The sequence below is a fragment of the Eremococcus coleocola DSM 15696 genome, assembly GCF_000428865.1.
GTDB lineage: Bacteria > Bacillota > Bacilli > Lactobacillales > Aerococcaceae > Eremococcus > Eremococcus coleocola.
Genome location: NZ_AUAT01000020.1, coordinates 23703 through 44810, shown reverse-complemented (window position 1 = coordinate 44810; position 21108 = coordinate 23703). Strand labels below are relative to the sequence as shown.

Here is a 21108-nt window from a genome sequence, read left to right as displayed (position 1 = left end):
AAAAACTGGACTTTATGAGCCCAGTAGAATATCGCATGAAATATGCAGCATAAAAGAATAAAAAATATCCAGAACACGTAAAAATGTGTTCTGGATAAAAGTCCAACTTTTGAGGGTCACCTCAAATCCGGCCTTATTTTTTATTTAAGAAAATTATTTAACAGCGTCTTTTAAAGCTTTACCAGCTTTGAAGCCAGGAACTTTAGTTGCTGCGATTTCAATTTCTTCACCAGTTTGAGGGTTACGGCCCTTACGAGCAGCTCTTTCGCGTACTTCAAAAGTACCAAATCCGATGACTTGAACTTTTTCACCATTTGCTAAGGTTTCTTGAATTGTTTCGAATAACGCTTCTACAGTAGCTGTAACGTCTTTTTTAGTCAAGTTAGTTTTAGCTGCAACTTGTTCTACTAATTCTGCTTTATTTGCCATAAATAAAGTCCTCCTTTAATCTTTGCGTGTTATTCAACACATATAATTTCTGAGTGGCATTTCACTCGATATTACCTATATAGAATATCATACACATTCTTTATCTTCAATCATAAAGTCCCGATTTAAAGCACTTTCAGAAATTATTTTATAAAATTATTGGCGTTCTCTCGTAATTAAGTGGATTGGCGTTCCTTCAAAATAAAATACTTCACGTAATTGATTTTCTAAGAAACGTTTGTAAGAGAAATGCATCAATTCTACATCATTTACAAAGACGACAAAAGTAGGCGGTCCAACGGCAACTTGCGTCATATAATAAATCTTCAAACGACGCCCTTTATCCGTCGGCGTAGGGTTGGTCGCCACTGCATCCATCACAACATCATTTAATAGGGACGATTGAACACGACGATTACGATTTTCATAAATTTGTTCAATCAAAGGACTTAACTGGTCTAAACGTTGGCCGGTTTTGGCTGAGACAAATAAAATTGGTGCGAAATTGAGGTAACGAAATTCTGACCGAACTTTATCAGTAAAGTCCTTAAAACTATCATTATCTTTTTTTAGGGCATCCCATTTATTAACTACAATAATAATTCCTTTCCCCGCTTCATAGGCATAGCCTGCGACATGTTTATCCTGGTCGCGAATTCCTGTTTCAGCATCAAGTACAATACAGACTACATCTGAACGGTCAATAGCAGCTAAGGAACGCATCACTGAATATTTTTCAGTGTTTTCATAAACTTTTCCCTTTTTCCGAATTCCGGCAGTATCAATCACTGTCATTTCTTTACCAGTTTCTGAAATGAATTTACTATCAACTGCTTCGCGGGTTGTTCCCTCAATATTAGAAACAATTACGCGTTCTTCTTTCAAAATAGCATTCACCAGTGAGGATTTTCCAACATTGGGTCGACCAATAAAAGAAAACTTAATAGATGTATCTTCATAGTGAGTCGCCAAATCTTTAGGAAAAGAAGCAACGATTTGGTCTAATAAATCCCCTAACCCTGTGCCATGAGCTCCTGATACCGGGTGGGGTTCGCCCAGTCCCAAAGCATAAAAATCAAAGATATCCATCCGTTGCTCAGGATTATCCGTCTTATTCACTGCCAGAATAATAGGTTTATCTGTTTTAAGTAACATGGAAGCAATGACTTCATCCTCACGCGTCAAGCCTTCTTGAACATTTGCCAACATAACAATCACATCTGCTTCATCTATCGCAATCTCAGCTTGGTAACGAATTTGTTTCATTAGGGGTTGATCATCAAGTTCAATACCACCTGTATCAATCAAGCGATAATCATTGCCTAACCATTTTCCTGTAGCATAAACCCGGTCACGAGTAACACCTGGGAAGTCCTCAACGATTGATACTCTATCTCCGACTAAACGGTTAAAAATAGTTGATTTTCCTACATTTGGACGGCCAACTAAGGCCACTACTGGAATTTCGACCATTTATCTGCTCCTTTCTTGCATTTAAAAAGAGTAGGTATGGACCTAGGCTGAACATTCTAGGCTTAGAGACAACAGGCTCTACCATACCCACTCATAAACTTCCATAAGATACTAAAAGCTGGGAACAAGCCCAGCTTCTTTGTATTCTTGAATTAAATTAGTCTTGATCTGATAAATCGAGGCCACTCAATTGAGAACCTAATAAATCACCCATAGTAAATGAATTTTCAACATCATCTGAGCTAGCAGCTTGTTTATTGAAAGCTGGTTTAGCTGGACGATTGTTAGATTTATTTGCCTTTGGAGCGCGTGGTGCACGTGGGGCAGAATAATCTTCGTTTTCTTTAGCTTCTGAACGAGCTGGAGCTTCTTCTAAAGCTTTAATAGATAAAGATAAACGATGTTCTTCTGGATCAACACTTAAAACTTTAACATCAATTTCTTGACCTTCTTCAAGCTTATCAGCTGGGGTAGCAATATGTTCATGAGAAATTTGAGAAATATGAACAAGTCCTTCTACTCCAGGGAATACTTCTACGAAGGCACCAAAATCTGTAAGGCGTTTAACGGTACCCTTAAGTACAGCACCTTGTCCAGCTTTTTCTTCAATATCATCCCATGGTCCAGGTAAAGTATCTTTAATAGATAATGAAACTCGACCTTCTTCAAAATCAACTGATAATACTTTAACTTTAACTGTTTCACCAGGAGTTAAGTAATCACTTGGTTTAGCCACATGTTCATGGGCAATACGTGAAATGTGAACAAGCCCATCCACGCCATCTAAATCAATAAAGGCACCAAAGTTAACTATACGAGCAACTGTTCCTTCAATGATTGATCCTTCTTCAAGGGTTTGTAAACGTTCTGCACGTTTAGCTTCTCGTTCAGCACGAGCAATATCTTTATGTGATAAAATTAAACGATTGTCATTTGGTTCGATTTCAACGATCTTGAATTTTAGTTCTTTACCAACATAAGTTGAGAAATCATCCACAAAATAATCTTCAACCATTGATGCAGGCACGAAACCACGAACGCCTAAATCAACCACAAGACCACCTTTAACCACGTTTTTAACTGGGGCTTCAATGACTTCGTCATTTTTAGCTTTTTCTTCTAATTCAGCCCATACTTTCTTAGCATCAATGCGTTTTTTAGATAATAAGTAATTTCCATTTTCTTTATCTTTAATTGGTTTTACTACCACTAATTCAACTTCATCACCAATATTAACCACATCAGTTAATTCTTCAATTGGTATAGCTGATAATTCATTGCGAGGAATAACCCCTTCAAGTCCGCCACTTTCTTGGATAGAAACACGCACTTGATTATCATCAAAAGCTAATACGTCACCTACGACAGTATCACCTACTTTGATTTCTTTTACGCTATCTAAAGCATCTTCCATTGTTTCCATTGTAGTATTTTCTACTACTTCTTCATTTCCGTTTTCTACAAACTCTGACATCTACCAGTTCCTCCTAAGCCTTCGCTCATTTTCGTGATCCCTATATCCATAGAAAGTATGCATATAGCAGACCTCATAATATAAATAATAACAAAAGATTACAAAATAGTCTAGTATAAATAGGGACTTCGCCACTTTAATTCTATTATTTTGTAATAATTTTTTTTACGTAAGTCAGCATTTCTTCGATTGTTAAGTCGGATGCATCAATTTCAATTGCATCCTCTGCTTTTTTTAAGGGACTAATTTTTCTACTTGAGTCATATTTATCACGTGCGATGATACTCGCTAGAATTTCTTCATAAGATTCAGTAGCTAAGCCTCTTTCAACATTTTCTTTATAGCGCCTTTGAGCGCGTACCTCAGGCCGAGCCGTAAAGAAAAATTTATAATCAGCTTGGGGTAAGACGACCGTACCAATATCTCTCCCCTCCATTACAACTGATTTTTCTTCTGCGATTTCACGCTGACGAGCCACTAATACTTGCCGAACTATGGGTATGGCTGATACTTCCGAAACATTTTCAGTGACTTTTGAACTTCTAACCCGCCTTTCAACATCCTGTCCATTTAAAAAAATATGCTGAATTTTTTGTTCGTCAACTGCTACGAATTTAAAATCTAATTGACACCGGTTCAAGGTTTCAATCACTTGGTTTAAATCAGTGAAATCAACCTTAGCATCCAAAAGAGCCAGGGTCACTGCACGATACATAGCCCCTGTATCCACAAAAATATAATTTAAATCTTGAGCTAATAACTTAGCTACTGTTGATTTTCCTGAAGAAGCGGGTCCATCAATAGCAATTTGCATAATCTATTCCTCCAAAATTGGTTATCATAAAAACAAGGTGGACTTTAAGTGAATATTAAACTTCACCTTCAGTCCACCCTCACTATTAAAATATTTACAAACTTTTATCAGTAAAATTAAGGAACAACTATCGTCATACCAGGATGAATTGGGGTTGAAGTTGTTGCACCATTCATTTCTAATAAGGTATACACATCAATACCATAATTACGCGCAATTCCATACCAAGTATCACCCTGTTGAATAGTATAAGAGCCTGACCCACTTGGAGTTGTTTCTGGTGTTTCTGGTTCAACTGCTGGTGTTTCTGGTTGAGTTACTTCTTCAGTCACTACAGTACTCTCACTAGATGATTCATCATCATTTTCAACCGTGATAGCACGTGAAGAGATCGATTGGCTTGCACTTGACTGACTTGAAGACGACTGGCTTGAAGCGGATGAAGACTCTTGACTTGTGGAGGTTCTAGAAATCATAACTTGCTCCGCTTTACGTCCAGGAATATCATCGTTATTTCTTTGGGCATCAACAATCATAAAGATTGCAAGCGGAATAATCAATAAGACCACAAAGACAGCTAATAAGACTTTTGATAAGGTAGTAGCTTCTTTATCAGGTTGATTACGTGCAGTCCGTGAAAATTGACGATTTTTTAAGTTTTCATCAGCCGAAAAACGTTGGCTCCAAGGACGACCTTTTTTAGAATCTTTTGCTTGACGATTATTGGGTGCTTGATAGCTTGCCCGTTTAGGTTCTTCAGATGAATCAGACTCGAAAGAATCTTGGTGAGATTCCCTAGTTTGATATTCATCTTCAAATTCATGATCTTTTGGCATAAAAAACCTCCTAAGTATCTAAATATTTGGTTAAATACCCTATTCATTGTTATAATTTTACCCTATTTTAGCATATTTTACAAATTTAACTATAATTTATGCTTTAAAGTTGTGCGAATAACATCATATTGAAATTATTTTGTAATATTTTGCTTATTTTTCTAAAAAATAAGTTAAAAGTGGGGCAAGAACTTCTACTAAGAAAAATTCCTGTCCCACTTTTAAACAGTATTAATTTTACTTTATATAAGGAATATTTTGCTAATACTTTTGTAAAATGTAGTATAAACCTTGTGACTGGATGGTAACTTAAGGTTGTACCGCTAGTTTCTTGGCACTTCTTTTTTGACTATGTCCTTGGTATTCTCCGAAAAGTAAGTCACGTTTTTGAATAAAAGGCATCACAGTTCTTAAAGTAATAATTTGTAGGCCTGCTAAAATTAAACCTTTGATTAGATTAAAAGGCACAATTAGAGTCATGACATAAGCCAAGATATTATCAATTGGAAAATTCAATACTTTTATATAAAGGGGTAAAGCCACATAATAATTAATTAAAGCCATTGATACAGTCAATAAAAGAATTAAACCAATAGACATAAAAGCATATTTAAACCACTTATTACCTTGTTTCATATATTTTAGGACAATATGAGCTGGTACAAACATGGCTAAAGTAGCAACAAAACTCATAATTGCTCCGATAGGAATCCCTACTTCGCCCCCTTTTAACACATAATTTAAACTATCACGAATCAGAGCCACAATCACTAAACCAACCGGTCCATGAACAATGAGTGCAATCAGTGCAGTTAAATCAGATAGATCTACCTTTAAAAATGGTGCTGCCGGTAGAATCGGAAAATCGAATTGTCGAAGCACAATGCCCCATGCTGCCAAAATTGCCAAAAATACCAATGAACGAACGTCTAACTTTTTCATTATCTTTTCCTCCTATTTGGTTCTTTGGGAGCAAAAAAGGAATCCCTGAGGGGATTCCTTGATAAATAGTTGTTTTATAAGCAATGCTCATAAATAATCTCCTTTATCCAGACTTTACTGTCGGTACTGGAATTACACCAGTTCTACAAACTAAGCTAGTTTGTTCGTGGACTTTACCACCGGTCGGGAATTTCACCCTGCCCCTGAAGACGTTTTATTTTATATATTTATAATATCACAAAGATATAAATCTGTCAAAGCTAGTTTATAGGTTTTTTAACTCTGTTACTTCGTTAGGTAAAAGTTCCCGGTATTCCCCAGGTTGCATTTTTCCTAAATTTAGCGGACCAAATTTTTCCCGCTTTAACTTGACTACATGTGCACCCACTGCTTCGAACATTTTTTTAACCTGATGGTTCCAACCTTCATGAATGGTTAACTGCACAACAGACATTTTCTTTTCTAAATTAGTATCTAATACTTTTGCTCTTGCTTTTGACGTTTTCTTACCATCAATAATAATCCCGCGTTCTAGCTTACGCAAAGCTTCCTTATCCAAAATTTTATCCAATTTAGCTACATAGACCTTATCCACTTGGTAACGTGGATGCATCAATTGATTGGCGAACTCACCATCATTAGTTAAAAGTAATAAACCGGTCGTATCAAAATCTAGACGACCAATTGGATAAATTCTTTGGTCAATGTGCTTAAAATAGTCCAGAACAACAGGACGTCCCTTGTCATCTGATACCGCCGAAATAACATTTCGGGGTTTATAAAACAGAAAGTAACGTGGTTCCTCTAGGTAAATTGGGACCTGGTCGACTTCAATCTTATCACTTTGCTTCACCTTAAAGCCCAATTCTGTCACAGTCTGACCATTAACAGTAACCCGACCTTGGCTAATAATTTCTTCACATTTACGGCGACTAGCGATTCCAGCATGAGCCATTACTTTTTGGAGTCGTTCCATGTTTCTGTCTCCTCTTTTTCTTTATCCTGATCAAACAATTCTATTTGCCATTCCTTTGTTCTAAACAGTTCTTCTGAAGCTAATTCAGCGTTTAATGCCAAGGGCTCTATGCTTGGAAGTTCTGCCATACTTTCCAAACCAAAATAATCTAAAAAATAATCCGAAACTCCGTATAAGATAGGTCTTCCTGGCCCTTTTACCCGCCCCACTTCTTTAACTAAATCACGTAATAATAGCTTTTGAATCATATTCTGAGAGGCCACCCCCCGTATTTCTTCAATAGCCAGTCGTGTAATTGGTTGGCGATAAGCAATAATTGCTAAGGTTTCAATCGCAGCTTGGGAGAGCTCTTGATTATAGGGATCTTGTGCAAAATCTTTTACATCCTCAAAAAGTTCCTTTTTTGTCACTAACTTATAAACTTGATTATACTTAGCCAACTCAACAGGAGAATTTTCGCTTTGGGCGAGTAAAAGCTGAATTGAATGAATGACCTCTTTTAGGGTATGATCATCAAGATTTAATTTGTTTTTCAAGTAAGAAGGCGCAAGACCATCATTTCCGGCAATAAATAAAAATCCTAAAATTCGTTTAATCACTGACATTGACTTGCATACCCTCTTTTCGACTAATTTTTATGGGACCTTTTAAAAAATCTTGACTTAGAATGAGTTCTTGCTTACGTACCATTTCCAACATGGCCATGAAAGTAGCAATTAGCTCAGAGGGATTTGCCTGAGTGACACAGTCAATAAAATCTATCTCTTGCCCAACCTTAAGCTGTTTAAAAAGCTGGCGTATAAAAGAGACCTTTTCTTCCACCGTCACACTTTCGGTATGAATCTGTCTTAATTTAGGCTGACGGTCTTCAAACTTAGCCAAGGCTAACTGCATTGCTTTAGCGAGTCCTTCTATACTAATTTGACCTAATTCAAGTGGAACTTTTGTCTGATATTGGCTTAAATCATGAGCCTCTTTAGTTAAAAGAAGCTGTCTTTGCTCTTGATACTCATTTAGTTGACCCGCAACAGTTTGAAATTGTTGATATAAGAGCAGTTGTTGGACTAAGTCCTGCCGTGGGTCTTGTCCTTCATAATCATCTTCTAAGTTAGGATTGGGTTCTATCGGCAATAGTAGGCGACTCTTTATTTCTAATAAGCTAGCCGCCATTACCAAATAATCGCCTATGATATCAAGTTGCAGTTCTTGCATTTGGTGAATATAAGCTAAATACTGAGAGGTTATTTCTCGCATCGGTATATCATTAATATCAACTTCTAGCTCTTTAATAAGATGTAAAAGTAAGTCAAAAGGGCCCTGAAAAGCCTCAAGTTCTAATTTTAAGCCTATTTCTGACACCTTGCCACTTCTTTCTTTTTAAACTGCTTAAAAAGCCCCAGATTGTTCTAAACGATATTTATGTGTCCAAGCCGTTACGGTTTCCATTGTTTGATTAGATCCCATTACGGCTGCATTAGGATAAAGGGTCCTGATTTCTTTATACATTTGATAACCCCAGCCTTCATTACGATAGGATGGGCTGATAGCTACCCTATCAATAATAATGGTTGTAGAAGACTTACTTTCATTTCCATCTTGAATTTGTTGATCCAGAAGTAAGATAGCTAGTCCAAGAAAATTATCAGAACTTTCATTTTTATAAAGGTAAATTTGACATGCTTCATCTTGACGATAAGCTTCTAAAACTTTTTCTTGTTCCTCTAAGCTAGGTGTTTCCTCATCATAAGTATAGGACAGAAAGCCTAATACAATTTTCTCATGACGTTTTTTTGAACTAACTAACATAATTGGTCCTTTCTGGTGCACTCAAGTCAATATTAAACTTACATCCGCGCAACTAATTCTTTAACTAAATGATTAAAACGTGGTTTTTGATGTTTAGTAACTTCAATCACTTCTTTATGGTCCAGAGAAGCTTGCATACCAGCAGCTAAGTTAGTAATACAAGAAATCCCAGTTACTTCCATGCCGCAGTGTTTAGCCACAATCACTTCAGGAACAGTGGACATGCCAACGGCATCTCCACCAATAGTACGTGCATAACGAATTTCAGCTGGGGTTTCATAAGTAGGACCAGCAAACCAAGTATAGATACCACTTTGAAGTTGGTAACCTTCTTCTGCTGCAATCTGATTTAAAATTCCGTGTGTTCTTGAACTATATGCATGTGACATATCCACAAAACGAGGTCCATGTTGATCTATATTAGGTCCAATTAAAGGGTTGACACCAGCTAAATTGATATGGTCACTGATGACCATTAAATCGCCAATATTAAAGCTTTCATTAACGCCCCCACATGCATTAGTTACCACTAATTGTTTAATCCCTAACTCATGAAAAACACGGATAGGGTAGGTAACTGTTTGAATATCATAGCCTTCATAATAATGGAAACGACCTTGGAGCGCAACTACTTTACGACCTGAAAGTTTACCATAGACAAAGGCCCCTTCATGACCTTTTACTGTTGAAACAGGAAAATTTGGGATATTTTCATATGGTATTTTGATTGAATCCTCAAATTCATCCACCATATCTCCCAGACCTGAACCTAATACTAGAGCTATTTCTGGCGAGTCAACCCCTTGAGATATTAAATAATCAATTGTCTTTGCGAACATTTTTAGATCCTCCTAAATCAATTGGTCTAAGAAAGATTTACCATTTTCCGTTGCTTTTACTTTAAAATTATCAGAAATAGTGGCTGCAATATCTGCATAATTTTTTGCTTTTAGTTTTTTAGGCTCTTTTAAGGATGGTCCCCAAACTAAAATAGGAACATATTCACGGGTATGATCTGTTCCCTTATAGGTAGGATCATTACCATGGTCGGCCGTAATCATCAATAAATCATCTTCTTGCATGGCTGCTTGTAATTCAGGAATCCGAGCATCGAAATCTTCCAAGGCTTGAGCATAGCCCTCAGGGTCACGACGGTGACCATAAAGAGCATCGAAGTCTACCAAATTAGTAAAGGATAAGCCTTTAAAATCCTTTTTCATCACTTCTAATAGGGTATCCACCCCATGCATGTTGGATTTTGTCCGATTACTTTCGGTAATTCCTTGATTATTAAAGATATCTGCAATTTTACCTACAGAAATGACATCTAACCCAGCATCTTTTAAGAAATCTAAGGTCGTTTGGCCGAAAGGACTTAAAGCATAGTCATGCCGGTTGGCTGTACGAGTAAAGTTCCCAGGCTCTCCAATATATGGACGGGCAATAATCCGACCCAACATATAAGGTTCATCTAAGGTAATTTCGCGTGCATATTGACAAATCTTATATAATTCTTCCACTGGAATCACATCTTCATGGGCTGCGATTTGTAGAACAGAGTCAGCAGAGGTATAGACAATCAAATCGCCTGTATCTAATTGATGTTGGCCGTATTCTTCGATAATTTCAGTCCCTGAAGCAGGTTTGTTGGCCACTACCTTTCGTCCGGAGAAATCTTCTAATTTCTTAATTAACTCATCAGGAAAACCATCGGGGAAAACCCGGAAAGGTTTTTCAATTTTGAGTCCCATTATTTCCCAATGACCGGTCATAGTATCTTTTCCAGCTGAGACTTCTTCTAGCTTGGTCCAATAGGCTTGACTTTTGTCCACAGGGCTAAGACCTGGAATGGGTGCTATATTAGCCAAACCCATATCTACTAAGTGAGGAACTTTTAAGCCGGCTGTACTGGCAATGTGACCTAGAGTATTTACATCAAAATCATCAAATTCAGCTGCATCTGGCGCTTGACCAATCCCGACTGAGTCCATTACTAATAAATGTATGCGTTTGAAAGTCATACTATCCTCTTCTTTCTATTGCTTAAGCCCCTGGAAAGGACTTACGATATACTTCTTGTAAACGATAATGTGAAATATGTGTATATATTTGAGTCGTTGAAATATTTTCATGACCCAATAACTCTTGAACAAGACGGAGATCTGCGCCATTTTCTAGAATATGGGTAGCAAAGGAATGACGCAAGACATGGGGGGAAACTTTTTTTTGAATAGCAGCTAAGCTGACATATTTATTTAGCGTTTTCCAAATTCCCTGACGAGTAAAAGCTTTACCTCTTTGTGTTAAAAACAAATAATCACTACCAGCTTTGGGTAACCAACCATCACGCACTTGGTCTAAATACTTCTCAATCCAAAAAACTGCTTCTTCTCCTAACGGAACCATACGTTCTTTGTTTCCTTTACCTAAAGTCTGGATAAATCCTAAATCTAAATGTAGATCACCTAAACTTAGATTTGCTAGTTCTGACACCCTCAATCCAGTGGCGTATAGGGTCTCAAACATAGCACGGTCACGAATTCCAAACTTAGTATCAGTATTTGGTGCTGCTAGAATTGCTTCAACTTCAGCCATAGACAAGGAATGAGGTAAGGTCCTAGCCTTTTTTGGACTTTCAATTAAGGCCATAGGATTTTTACTTACAACCCCCTCTACCATTAAAAAGTGAAAAAAAGCTCTTAAAGAAGATAAGATTCTTGCTGCCGTGGAAGCGGCATAGCCTGCTTTATTTAAGCTAGCAATAAATAGTCGCACCAAATCTGTATCAATTTGACTTAATAAATCCATATTTTGTATCTGACAAAATCTAAAGAATTTCTTTAAATCAAGTTCATAATTAGCAATTGTATTTTGACTAAGACCTTTATCTATGGCTAGAAATCGCAAGAAATCAGACAAATAATCATCAATGCGACTGGCTTGATTCATCATTAAGATAAATACCTTCTCCTTTAACTTGCTTAACGAGTCTTTCTTTAAGCAGGCCGCCTAAAGCACGTTTAAATTGTTTTTTACTAATTCCCAATTGATTAACAATATCTGTTGGGTGTGATTTATCGTGTAAGGCTAAAAAGTGTGATGGAATCCGTTTTAGCATGTTTAGAATCATTTGACCATCTTGATCAATCATTTCGTAGGCTCGCGGTTTACTGGACCCATTGAGACGACCATCGGCATGGACATCGACGATTCTTACTTGTAAAACTTGACCTAAATGCACATCATCTGCTAACTCACTTTCATGGATAAAAACCTTATAACCTTCTGTAGATATTGTTTGAACCCCCATGGATAATAGCTGATAAACAGTCACTTGTAAATCTTGATTTTTTAAACGCTCACTAGCACGACGGAAATTACCACTAATCTTTCTTTCATCTCCTAGTTTTGCCCATAAACGATTTTTTTTATCACGGGTCAGCGTCACAAATAAACGACTGTCACGTTTTGGCCAAAAAGCATGGTCATCCGGTAAATCATCTAAAGAGACCGCAATATCTTTATTAGCTAATCCAATATTGACAAAAACCCCCAATTCATGGTGTACGTCTACAACTGACGCCCAATCATAACTATCAAATCGGACCATCGGTAAATCCTCTTGAAAACACCAATCTCCATACTTATCTTGGTAAACTATTCCTTCGAGGACTTGACCTAGTTTATATTCTTGCTTGGCTTGATCCATTACTTTTAAAGTTTGACCCTGATTCTGTACAAAAATTTGGTCATCATTTATTTGACTAACTTTAGCTTCAATAATATTCCCATTTTCAAGCATCTTCTTCCACCTCCCTTACTAACTTAAGTGAAGAAAATCTAGTTTAACAAAGTAACTTCGCCAAACTAGATTCTATCTTATATTTAGATTAATAGCCTAAATACTTACAGTTGCACCATTAAAAACCCGGCCCCGGCGTGCATCTAAAGTAATCAATTGATTATCTATCACCTTATCAAAAACACCATCAGCACCAACAATGACTGGAATACCCAGCTCAACCCCCATGATTGCCGCATGAGAAGTCATACCAGCTTTAGCCACAATAACCCCCGCAGCTTGTTGCATGGCTGGCAGATAGTCTTTATCGGTATTTTCAACAACTAGAATTGCTCCATTATGCATTTTTTTATTGGCTTCTGCAGCAGACCGAGCTAAAACGGCTTTCCCAATCGCATTAGAACGGCCAACTCCGACTGCTTTAAGTATTTCTTCGCCGATCAGCTGAACCTTCATAATATTTGTGGTACCTGATTCTCCAACTGGTACACCTGCGGTAATGATAATTAAATCCCCTTCATGGGCAAAATCTTTAGCAACTGCTAATTTAGTGGCAGAATCTAGCATATCATCCGTTGATTCTGGCACATCAATTACAAAAGCTTGGACACCCCAAGTTAATGCTAACTTATACTTAGTAATTTCAGAGAAAGTAGCGGCCAAGATATTAGCTTGTGGTCGATATTTGGCAATCATTTGAGCAGTATGACCAGATGATGTAGCAGCTACAATCGTTTCAATCCCCAAATTGCGTGCTGTGTGTCCTACTGCCTGACCAATTGATTCAGTTAAATCGGAGTTATCAAATTGTTTCAAGGCTGCGGTGTCTTGCCCTTCGAAAGCTTGTTCCGTTCTAAGGCAAATATCCGCCATCGTCTTAACCGCTTCAAGTGGATAATCTCCAGCAGCTGTTTCTCCAGATAACATTACTGCATCCGTACCATCAAAAATTGCATTAGCTACATCGTTAGCTTCAGCCCGAGTTGGACGCGGATTGTGTTGCATGGAGTCCAACATTTGTGTGGCAGTAATAACCACCTTACCCGCTTGATTACACTTTTTAATAATCGATTTTTGCAAAATTGGCACTTCATAAGTTGGGATTTCTACCCCCAAGTCACCTCGGGCTACCATGATTCCATCAGAAACTTCGATGATTTCATCAATATTATCGACACCTTCTTGATTTTCAATCTTAGACAGAATTTGCACATGGTTCATGCCTGTTTCTTCTAAGATTTCACGAATCTCAAGAACGTCAGCCGCACGGCGAACAAAAGAGGCAGCAATAAAGTTAATATCATTTTCTAGACCAAAACGAATATCAGCCGCATCCTTTTCAGTGATACCCGGTAATTTTAAAGATACATTGGGAACATTGACCCCTTTTTTAGATTTTAAAACACCTGTGTTTTGAATCTCAGTATGAATTTCACCGGCCTGGTGGTCAATATCAGTAATTAATAAATCAATTAAACCATCGTCAAGTAAAATATGGCCTCCCACATGAACATCATTAATTAACTCACTGTAGGTCACAGAAAATTTTTCAGATGTTCCTTGAACTTCATTCATAGAAATAATTACTTTATTTCCTTTAATCAAGTCTACGGTTTTTTCCTTCATATTATGAGTTCTAATTTCAGGTCCTTTAGTATCCAAAAGAATCCCAATATTTAAACCTGTTTTTTCCCGTAAGCTTTTTAGTGATTGAATCCGCGCTAAATGTTCTTCATGGTCACCGTGTGAAAAATTTAAACGAGCAACATTCATCCCAGCATATGCCAAAGATTCAAGCATTTCAGGCTTTTCGGAAGCAGGTCCAATAGTACATACAATTTTTGTGCGTTTCATAAAAACTCCTTTTCTTTAAAACAAGCTTAACGTTGGGTCAAATCACGGTTTAAAATAAATAAGTCTTGACGAAGTTTGTGTTTGGCTTTGGATAAGGTATCAATAATATCAAATTCAGCCAGTTGTTCTCCTTGGATTCCCAAGTAAATACCAGCTTTGCCTTCTCTTAAACAGTCAACCGCACGCGCACCCATTAAGGTTGCATAAACACGGTCACGTGATGTTGGCATACCGCCCCGTTGAATATGTGAAAGACTTACCCCACGAACTTCTTGTTCTGCGGCTAAGGCTTGATATTTTTCGACAAAATCATCTACATTACTAACACCTTCTGCTAAAACGATTAAAGAATAATCTTTTCCACGTTCACGTCCTTGACGAACACGATGAACAATATCTTCCATCTCATAGGCATTTTCAGGAATTACGATAGCATCAGCACCTGCTGCAACACCTGCCCATACGGCAATATCACCTGCATGGCGTCCCATCACCTCAATGACAAAAGTCCGATTATGAGAGGCAGCAGTATCAGAAATACGGTCAATTGCTTCTAAAGCTGAAGAAACAGCTGTATCAAAGCCAATCGTATACTCAGTTCCTGGAATATCATTATCAATAGTACCAGGGATTCCAATGGCTGGAAAACCTAATTTAGTTAAAGCGAGTGCTCCTTGGAAGGAGCCATCACCACCAATTACAACTAGGGCATCAATGTCAGCTTTTTTAAGTTGATCAAAAGCTTGTTTTTGAATATCTGCTTGAGCAAACTCAGGAAAGCGTGCTGAATATAGCATGGTGCCCCCTAATTTTAAGGCATGTTGGGTATCCTTACTTTCTAATTTACGGAAATCTCCTTCAACTAGCCCTTTATAACCATAGTAAACTCCATAGACTTCGATACCATGATGAGCACCTTGTTCTACAACAGCGCGCACGGCTGCATTCATCCCTGGTGCATCGCCACCAGAAGTTAAGACTGCAATACGTTTCATCTCTACACCTACTTTTAATTTTTTTCATATCTATCTTAACATTCTTAGACCACCCTGTCATTTAATTTCTATGAAAATTCCTAAGATTACACTTCCAAATAGAGAATTAACGATATACAACATTGGCCGCTCCAAATCGATTCCGTAAATATGTTTGAACACGTTGGCTATAAGAAATATTATAGGTGTCGTTTAAAGCAAATGGTTTATCTTGGCCGACCACAAGGATAACTTGACAAGGACCAGGATTTGAAATTGATAACTTTTTTAACCATTCAATATTATTATTGATTAAATTATTCTTAGCTAATTTGATGAAACAAATTTTATAATTATTCTGACTACCCTTATCCGAGATTAATTTATCCGGCAGCTCTAAGCGGTTAATAATAATCTGGGCTTGGCCTCGTTTGGATTGACCGTAACTACCAGTCACTAGTAGGATACCCTCTTCTTTTAATAATGAATGGTAGCGCTCAAAGACTTTAGGAAAAAGTACCTGATCAATTTTGCCACTCTCATCCTCTATTTGGGCGAAAGCCATAGTCTGTCCTTGACGGGTTTGAGTTAATTTGATTCTTGAAATAATTCCCAAAAGGCGAACTGGACTTTTGGGCTCCTCCTTTTTTATCTGACTAATATTCATCAAATTTATTTCAGCAGTTAAATTATCTCGATAAAAGTCCAAGGGATGACCCGATAAATAAAAGCCTAAATGCTCTTTCTCTTGGTGGATCAACTGTAGCGGATTTAATTCGGCCACCGTTTCAATCTTAGGAGCCATCTCTTCAAAAAGATCCATATTTAAACCTGAGAAACGAACACTTTCAATCACTTTCTCAAGATTAGTTAATAAGGTTGCGCGATTATAGCCTAAGCTATCAAAAGCTCCGACTTTAATCAGAATTTCTAAAGGAGTCACTTGTAAATATTTATCTGGCAAACGACGTAAAAAATCAAAGAAATCTTGATAGGGTCCCATCAATTGACGATTGTCAATAATTTCTCGCATCAAATCTGGTCGGATTCCCTTGACCATTTGAAATCCCAGACGTAGATCACTGCCATTTGCACTGACGCCCATTTGACTTTTATTAACATCTAAAGTGAGGATTTTTATTCCGGCCGCTTTAATTTCCTCTAAATACGCTTGCATTTGCGTCGGATCAAATTTAAGTTGTCCCAAGAAGAAAGCTTGGGAGTAATGAACTTTTAAATAAGCCAATTGGAAGGCGAGTTTGGAATAGACGACTGCGTGAGACCGGTTAAAGCCATAATTCGCAAATTCTGCAATCGCATCATAGACCTGACTGGCTGTTTTCTCTTCGTAGCCTTTTTCGAGCGCCCCGGTCAAAAAATTTACTTTTTGTGCTTGCATGACCTCATGGTCTTTTTTTGACATAGCCCTTCTGAGCAAATCTGCTTGTCCCATGGTGAAGCCAGCCATAGATACCAAAATCTGCATCACTTGTTCTTGATAAATAATAATTCCATAAGTATCCTTAAGGATGCCTTCTAATTCAGGTACGGGGTAAGTAGCTTGGTATTGACCATGTTTCCGTTTAATATAGGTCTGAATTTGCCCCATTGGACCTGGACGAAAGAGGGCATTCACAGCAACAATATCCTCAAAGCTAGTCGGTTGTAACTGACTTAAAACATTGCGAATACCAGGGGACTCAAACTGAAAGACCCCTCTAGTTTGTGCCCTGCGAAAAAGCTGCAAGGTCTCGTGATCATTCAAATCAATATCTTCAATTTCAAAAGCTTGGTCCTTTACTTTAACTTCTTGCAAAATTTGATCTAAGAGGGTTAAATTCTTGAGTGCTAAAAGATCAATTTTTAACAGACCTAGGTTTTCAACCCCATCCTTATCAAACTGTGTAATTAGGCTTTGTCCTTCTTCTAAGACGGGAATCATCGAATCAATCGGAAAGTCGGTAATGACCAGACCTCCCGCATGAATAGAATGTTCTGAAATTAATCCTTCCAAGGCTTGTCCCGCTTGGAAAATTGCTTGATTAGTTGGTGACGCGTCGACTAAATGACGAAATGATTTATTTTCTTGATAAGCTTGACCCAGATCAATCTTTCGATTTGGATCGGTGGGAATTAGCTTTGACCAAGTTTTTAATTGACTATCTTGTCCAACTTGTCGCAAGACTTCTTGAATGGCTGACTTGGCTCCAAATCGATTAAAAGTTGCTATCTGTGCAACTTGCTCATAACCATATTTTTGCCGCACATAAGCAATGACTTGGTCACGATGACTATTGGGTATGTCCAAATCAATATCCGGCATGGTTTGCCGTTCAGGATTTAAGAAACGTTCAAAAATTAAATCATATTTCAAGGGGTCAATGGTTGAAACACCTAATAAATAAGTAACTAAAGACCCAGGAGCTGAGCCCCGCCCAGCTCCTAATTGAATATGATGTTGACGGCAGTAGCTGACAATATCAGCAACTATTAAAAAATAATCGTCATAACCCATTTGATGAATTACAGAAAGTTCATAGGCTAATCTTTCTTGATAAGTATTCTTAGCCGCTAACCCGAACTGATTCAAGGCCTTGGTCACTAATTGTTTTAAATATTCTTGACTAGTTAGGAGGCTATCAGAATCAAAGACTGGCAATAAATCCTTTCCTTCCTGAAGTTTAAACTCCAGCTGGGTCATTAATTGATCACTGTTTGAAATAATTTCCACTAAACCGTAATGCTGATAAAGATCTTCTAAGTCTTTTCTACTTAAGAGCACTTTTTCCGAACGCTGACCAAAGTTTGTTAAATCTAAGGGTTCATAAGCGGCCCGATCCACTCGCCGCTTTAAAATGGTTAGCGCCATCACATCCTCTTGCTGCAATAGCCTGACAGGTTGGGTACTGACCTGTTTCAAGTCCATACTTTTAGCAAAGTCACTTAGATGACGGGTCACAATTTGGTTAAAGGGGAGAATTTGATGACCTAAATATACTTTATCTTCCCCGAAAATTTCTCTGAGTTGTTTAAGTAAGTCTTGTGCTTCTTTTATTTGATCGTGCAAAACCAAACTATCAAGTTCAGAATCATGACCACGACTGATATACACCAAATGGCCTTTGTAATCAGATAAACAGTTTAGATAGAGTTGATTAGAATATTCTTTTTGATGACTCATCAATCTTGACAATTTAATAAGCCCTTGATAACCCTTTTGATCTATTGCATAGATTAAGGCAGGCCATGCTTTTTGGTCATCAATTAATCCTGGCAAGCTTACCGTTAAGCCAAGTACAGCTTTGATACCGAACACCTGACTAGCTTGATAGAATTCATATGCCGCAAAAAGATTCCCTTGATCAGCCAATCCCACAGCCTGATACCCCATAGCCTTAGCTTGCTGGACATAATCCTTTACTAAGATAGTCGCTTGATTAAATGAATAGGTTGATTTGACATTAAACAAAGCGGTACCCTCCTCTTTCTCTACCTATAAGTATACCTTATTTTAGCAGTTATTTTTTTAATTGTAATGATTCTCTTAGCAATAACTCTAAAGAAATAAAAAAACTACCAGCTTCAAATAAATCAAAGAAGCTGATAGGTTAGAAAAAGCAAAATTATAAGAGTAACATGGCATCGCCAAATGAGAAAAAGCGATATTTTTCTTTCACAGCATGGTCATAGGCCGCTAAGATTTTTTCACGGTCATAGAAGGCTGATACTAACATGACTAATGTCGATTGAGGCAAATGGAAATTAGTAATCAAATGATCAACCACTTGATAGTCAAAACCAGGGGTTATGAAAATAGAGGTCCAACCAGAATCCGCCACAAGCTTCCCCTCAAATTTATGTGAGATGGTTTCCAGAGTCCGGACCGATGTGGTTCCGACCGCCGTAATCTTGCCACCCGCCGCCTTAATCCGGTTAATGGCTTGGGCTGATTGGTCAGATAATTGATAAAATTCTGCATGCATGTCATGGTCTTCAATATTATCCACGGATACGGGTCTAAAAGTACCTAAACCTACATGAAGCACTAGCGGAATGATTTCAATTCCTTTAGCTTTGGCCGCCTCAAGTAATTCCGGGGTAAAGTGCAAGCCAGCAGTAGGCGCCGCAGCTGAACCATTTTCTTTAGCATAAACAGTTTGATAACGATCGGGATCATTCAATTTTTCTTTGATATAAGGTGGCAGCGGCATTTGCCCTAATTCCTCTAAAATTTCCAAGAAAACTCCTTGATAGTCAAATTCGATAATCCGCCCCCCATGATCCAATTCTTCTTTCACGATGGCCGTTAATTGTCCCTGACCAAAGGATATTTTGGTTCCGACTTTAGCCCGACGGGCAGGCTTAACTAAAGTTTCCCATTCATTGCCTTCCCGGTTATGGAGAAGGAGTACTTCTAAATGGCCACCTGTTTCCGGTTTGGTTCCAATAATCCGTGCAGGAATGACCCGAGTCTCATTCACCACGAGTCCATCCCCGGCTTGTAAATAGTCCAAAATATGCTTAAAATCAGTATCCATTAATTGGTCTGTATGACGGTCAATAACTAATAAACGCGATGAAGACCGGTCTTTCAAGGGGGTTTGGGCAATTAATTCTTCAGGTAATTCATAGTCAAAATCTTTAGTAGACAGGGTCAATTCAGTCATCCTCTTCTTTCTCAAATTCTATCTTTAAATGGTCATAAGCTTGTCGAGTCACAACCCGACCACGGGGCGTTCTTTGTAAAAAACCTATTTGCAATAAATAAGGTTCATACATATCTTCGACGGTTCCGATATCTTCTGATATATTCACCGCAATCGTATTCAGCCCCACCGGTCCGCCTTGGTAGAGATCAATCATAGCTTTTAATAATTTACGGTCAGTTTGGTCTAGGCCCTTGTCATCAATTTCAAGTAATTTGAGGGCTTCTTGGGTCACAGCTTGAGTAATCACCCCATCATGCTTGACTTGGGCAAAATCACGGACCCGCCGCAAAATTCGGTTGGCCACCCGGGGAGTTCCCCGCGACCGCCGGGAAATTTCTAAAGCCCCTTGGCTTTCAATCCCAACATCAAAAATATTTGCCGACCGTTCCACAATCAACTGCAAATCAGCCTGACTATAATATTCCATATGCATTACAATGCCAAACCGCTCCCGTAAGGGCTGGGTTAACATTCCGGCCCGCGTAGTTGCTCCAATCAAAGTAAAAGGAGGTAATTGAAAATGGATGGGTTGACTGGTGGGCCCTTGCCCCACCACAATATCCACAAAGTAATCTTCCATGGCCGAATAGAGGACTTCTTCCACCACCCTCGGTAAGCGGTGGATTTCATCAATAAAGAGAATATCACCAGGATTTAACTCATTTAAGAGGGCAATTAAATCACCGGGCCGCTCGATAGCAGGGCCAGAAGTCGTTTGGATTCCTACCTCTAATTCGTTAGCGATGACCATCGCCAAAGTCGTTTTCCCCAGTCCTGGCGGTCCATATAAAAGGACATGGTCTAAGGCTTCCTGACGTTGCCGGGCTGCTTGAATGTAAATGGCCAAAGCTTCCTTGACCTTATTTTGGCCAATATACTCTCTCAAGAATTTGGGCCGTAAACTAAATTGCTGACTGGAATTATCAGCTTCTAAGTCAATATCTTCGGGTAAAGATTGACCGGAAATAATACGTTCATCCATTCGAACCCTCCTTTCATTCTTAAACTCAGTCCAAGTT

19 protein-coding genes and 1 riboswitch are annotated in these 21108 nt (G+C 38.2%); all 19 genes read right to left on the bottom strand.

All coding sequences use genetic code 11. From position 1 onward, the window contains the following. Positions 1-153 precede the first annotated feature (153 nt). The 19 genes from G396_RS0105870 to ruvB all read right to left on the bottom strand — a co-directional run bounded on the left by G396_RS0105870 (position 154) and on the right by ruvB (position 21071). Positions 154-429, bottom strand: a complete 276-nt coding sequence (locus G396_RS0105870; protein ID WP_006417450.1) for an HU family DNA-binding protein — start codon at positions 427-429, stop codon at positions 154-156. A 156-nt stretch (positions 430-585) separates the two neighbouring features. Beyond that, positions 586-1902 (bottom strand): ribosome biogenesis GTPase Der, encoded by a 1317-nt coding sequence (der, locus tag G396_RS0105865; protein ID WP_028125366.1) that lies wholly within the window; start codon positions 1900-1902, stop codon positions 586-588. A 157-nt stretch (positions 1903-2059) separates the two neighbouring features. Next, positions 2060-3376: a 30S ribosomal protein S1 gene (rpsA, locus tag G396_RS0105860; RefSeq protein WP_028125365.1), complete on the bottom strand. Its 1317-nt coding sequence runs from the start codon at positions 3374-3376 to the stop codon at positions 2060-2062. Positions 3377-3521: 145 nt separating this feature from the next. Then, positions 3522-4190 carry a (d)CMP kinase gene (gene cmk, locus G396_RS0105855; protein ID WP_028125364.1) on the bottom strand — a complete coding sequence of 223 codons (669 nt, stop codon included), beginning with the start codon at positions 4188-4190 and terminating at the stop codon, positions 3522-3524. A gap of 116 nt (positions 4191-4306) precedes the next feature. Beyond that, a complete protein-coding gene (locus tag G396_RS10305; protein ID WP_051221161.1) occupies positions 4307-5026 on the bottom strand; it encodes a LysM peptidoglycan-binding domain-containing protein in 720 nt (239 codons plus the stop codon). A gap of 309 nt (positions 5027-5335) precedes the next feature. Further along, positions 5336-5968: an ECF transporter S component gene (locus tag G396_RS0105845; protein WP_028125363.1), complete on the bottom strand. Its 633-nt coding sequence runs from the start codon at positions 5966-5968 to the stop codon at positions 5336-5338. Positions 5969-6060: 92 nt separating this feature from the next. Beyond that, a riboswitch (FMN riboswitch) is annotated at positions 6061-6183 on the bottom strand. A 50-nt stretch (positions 6184-6233) separates the two neighbouring features. Next, the gene (locus tag G396_RS0105840) at positions 6234-6944 is read right to left on the bottom strand and encodes a pseudouridine synthase (RefSeq protein WP_006417476.1); all 711 of its coding nucleotides are present in this window, start codon (positions 6942-6944) and stop codon (positions 6234-6236) included. Next, entirely contained in the window at positions 6923-7549 is a 627-nt protein-coding gene (scpB, locus tag G396_RS0105835) for an SMC-Scp complex subunit ScpB (protein ID WP_028125362.1), read from the bottom strand. The genes G396_RS0105840 and scpB overlap by 22 nt, the downstream gene beginning before the upstream one ends. Then, entirely contained in the window at positions 7536-8303 is a 768-nt protein-coding gene (locus tag G396_RS10300; RefSeq protein WP_034907670.1) for a segregation and condensation protein A, read from the bottom strand. The genes scpB and G396_RS10300 overlap by 14 nt, the downstream gene beginning before the upstream one ends. A gap of 27 nt (positions 8304-8330) precedes the next feature. Then, entirely contained in the window at positions 8331-8750 is a 420-nt protein-coding gene (locus G396_RS0105825) for a GNAT family N-acetyltransferase (RefSeq protein WP_028125361.1), read from the bottom strand. Positions 8751-8788: 38 nt separating this feature from the next. After that, entirely contained in the window at positions 8789-9589 is an 801-nt protein-coding gene (locus G396_RS0105820) for a purine-nucleoside phosphorylase (RefSeq protein ID WP_028125360.1), read from the bottom strand. Positions 9590-9601: 12 nt separating this feature from the next. After that, positions 9602-10771 (bottom strand): phosphopentomutase, encoded by a 1170-nt coding sequence (deoB, locus tag G396_RS0105815; protein WP_028125359.1) that lies wholly within the window; start codon positions 10769-10771, stop codon positions 9602-9604. A gap of 22 nt (positions 10772-10793) precedes the next feature. Next, positions 10794-11699, bottom strand: coding sequence for a site-specific tyrosine recombinase XerD (xerD, locus tag G396_RS0105810; protein WP_034907676.1), 906 nt, complete (start codon positions 11697-11699; stop codon positions 10794-10796). After that, entirely contained in the window at positions 11677-12552 is an 876-nt protein-coding gene (locus G396_RS0105805; protein WP_028125357.1) for a S1 RNA-binding domain-containing protein, read from the bottom strand. The genes xerD and G396_RS0105805 overlap by 23 nt, the downstream gene beginning before the upstream one ends. 96 nt (positions 12553-12648) lie before the next feature. Continuing rightward, the gene (gene pyk / locus G396_RS0105800; protein ID WP_028125356.1) at positions 12649-14406 is read right to left on the bottom strand and encodes a pyruvate kinase; all 1758 of its coding nucleotides are present in this window, start codon (positions 14404-14406) and stop codon (positions 12649-12651) included. Between the two features lie 26 nt (positions 14407-14432). Beyond that, positions 14433-15401, bottom strand: coding sequence for a 6-phosphofructokinase (gene pfkA / locus G396_RS0105795; RefSeq protein WP_006417517.1), 969 nt, complete (start codon positions 15399-15401; stop codon positions 14433-14435). A 106-nt stretch (positions 15402-15507) separates the two neighbouring features. Further along, on the bottom strand, positions 15508-18849 hold the full coding sequence (locus G396_RS0105790; protein ID WP_028125355.1) for a DNA polymerase III subunit alpha: 3342 nt from the start codon (positions 18847-18849) through the stop codon (positions 15508-15510). Positions 18850-19003: 154 nt separating this feature from the next. Further along, complete coding sequence (gene queA / locus G396_RS0105785; protein WP_034907667.1) at positions 19004-20047, bottom strand: tRNA preQ1(34) S-adenosylmethionine ribosyltransferase-isomerase QueA; 1044 nt, start codon at positions 20045-20047, stop codon at positions 19004-19006. After that, entirely contained in the window at positions 20040-21071 is a 1032-nt protein-coding gene (gene ruvB / locus G396_RS0105780; protein ID WP_028125354.1) for a Holliday junction branch migration DNA helicase RuvB, read from the bottom strand. Before ruvB ends, queA begins: the two co-directional genes overlap by 8 nt. Positions 21072-21108 lie beyond the last annotated feature (37 nt).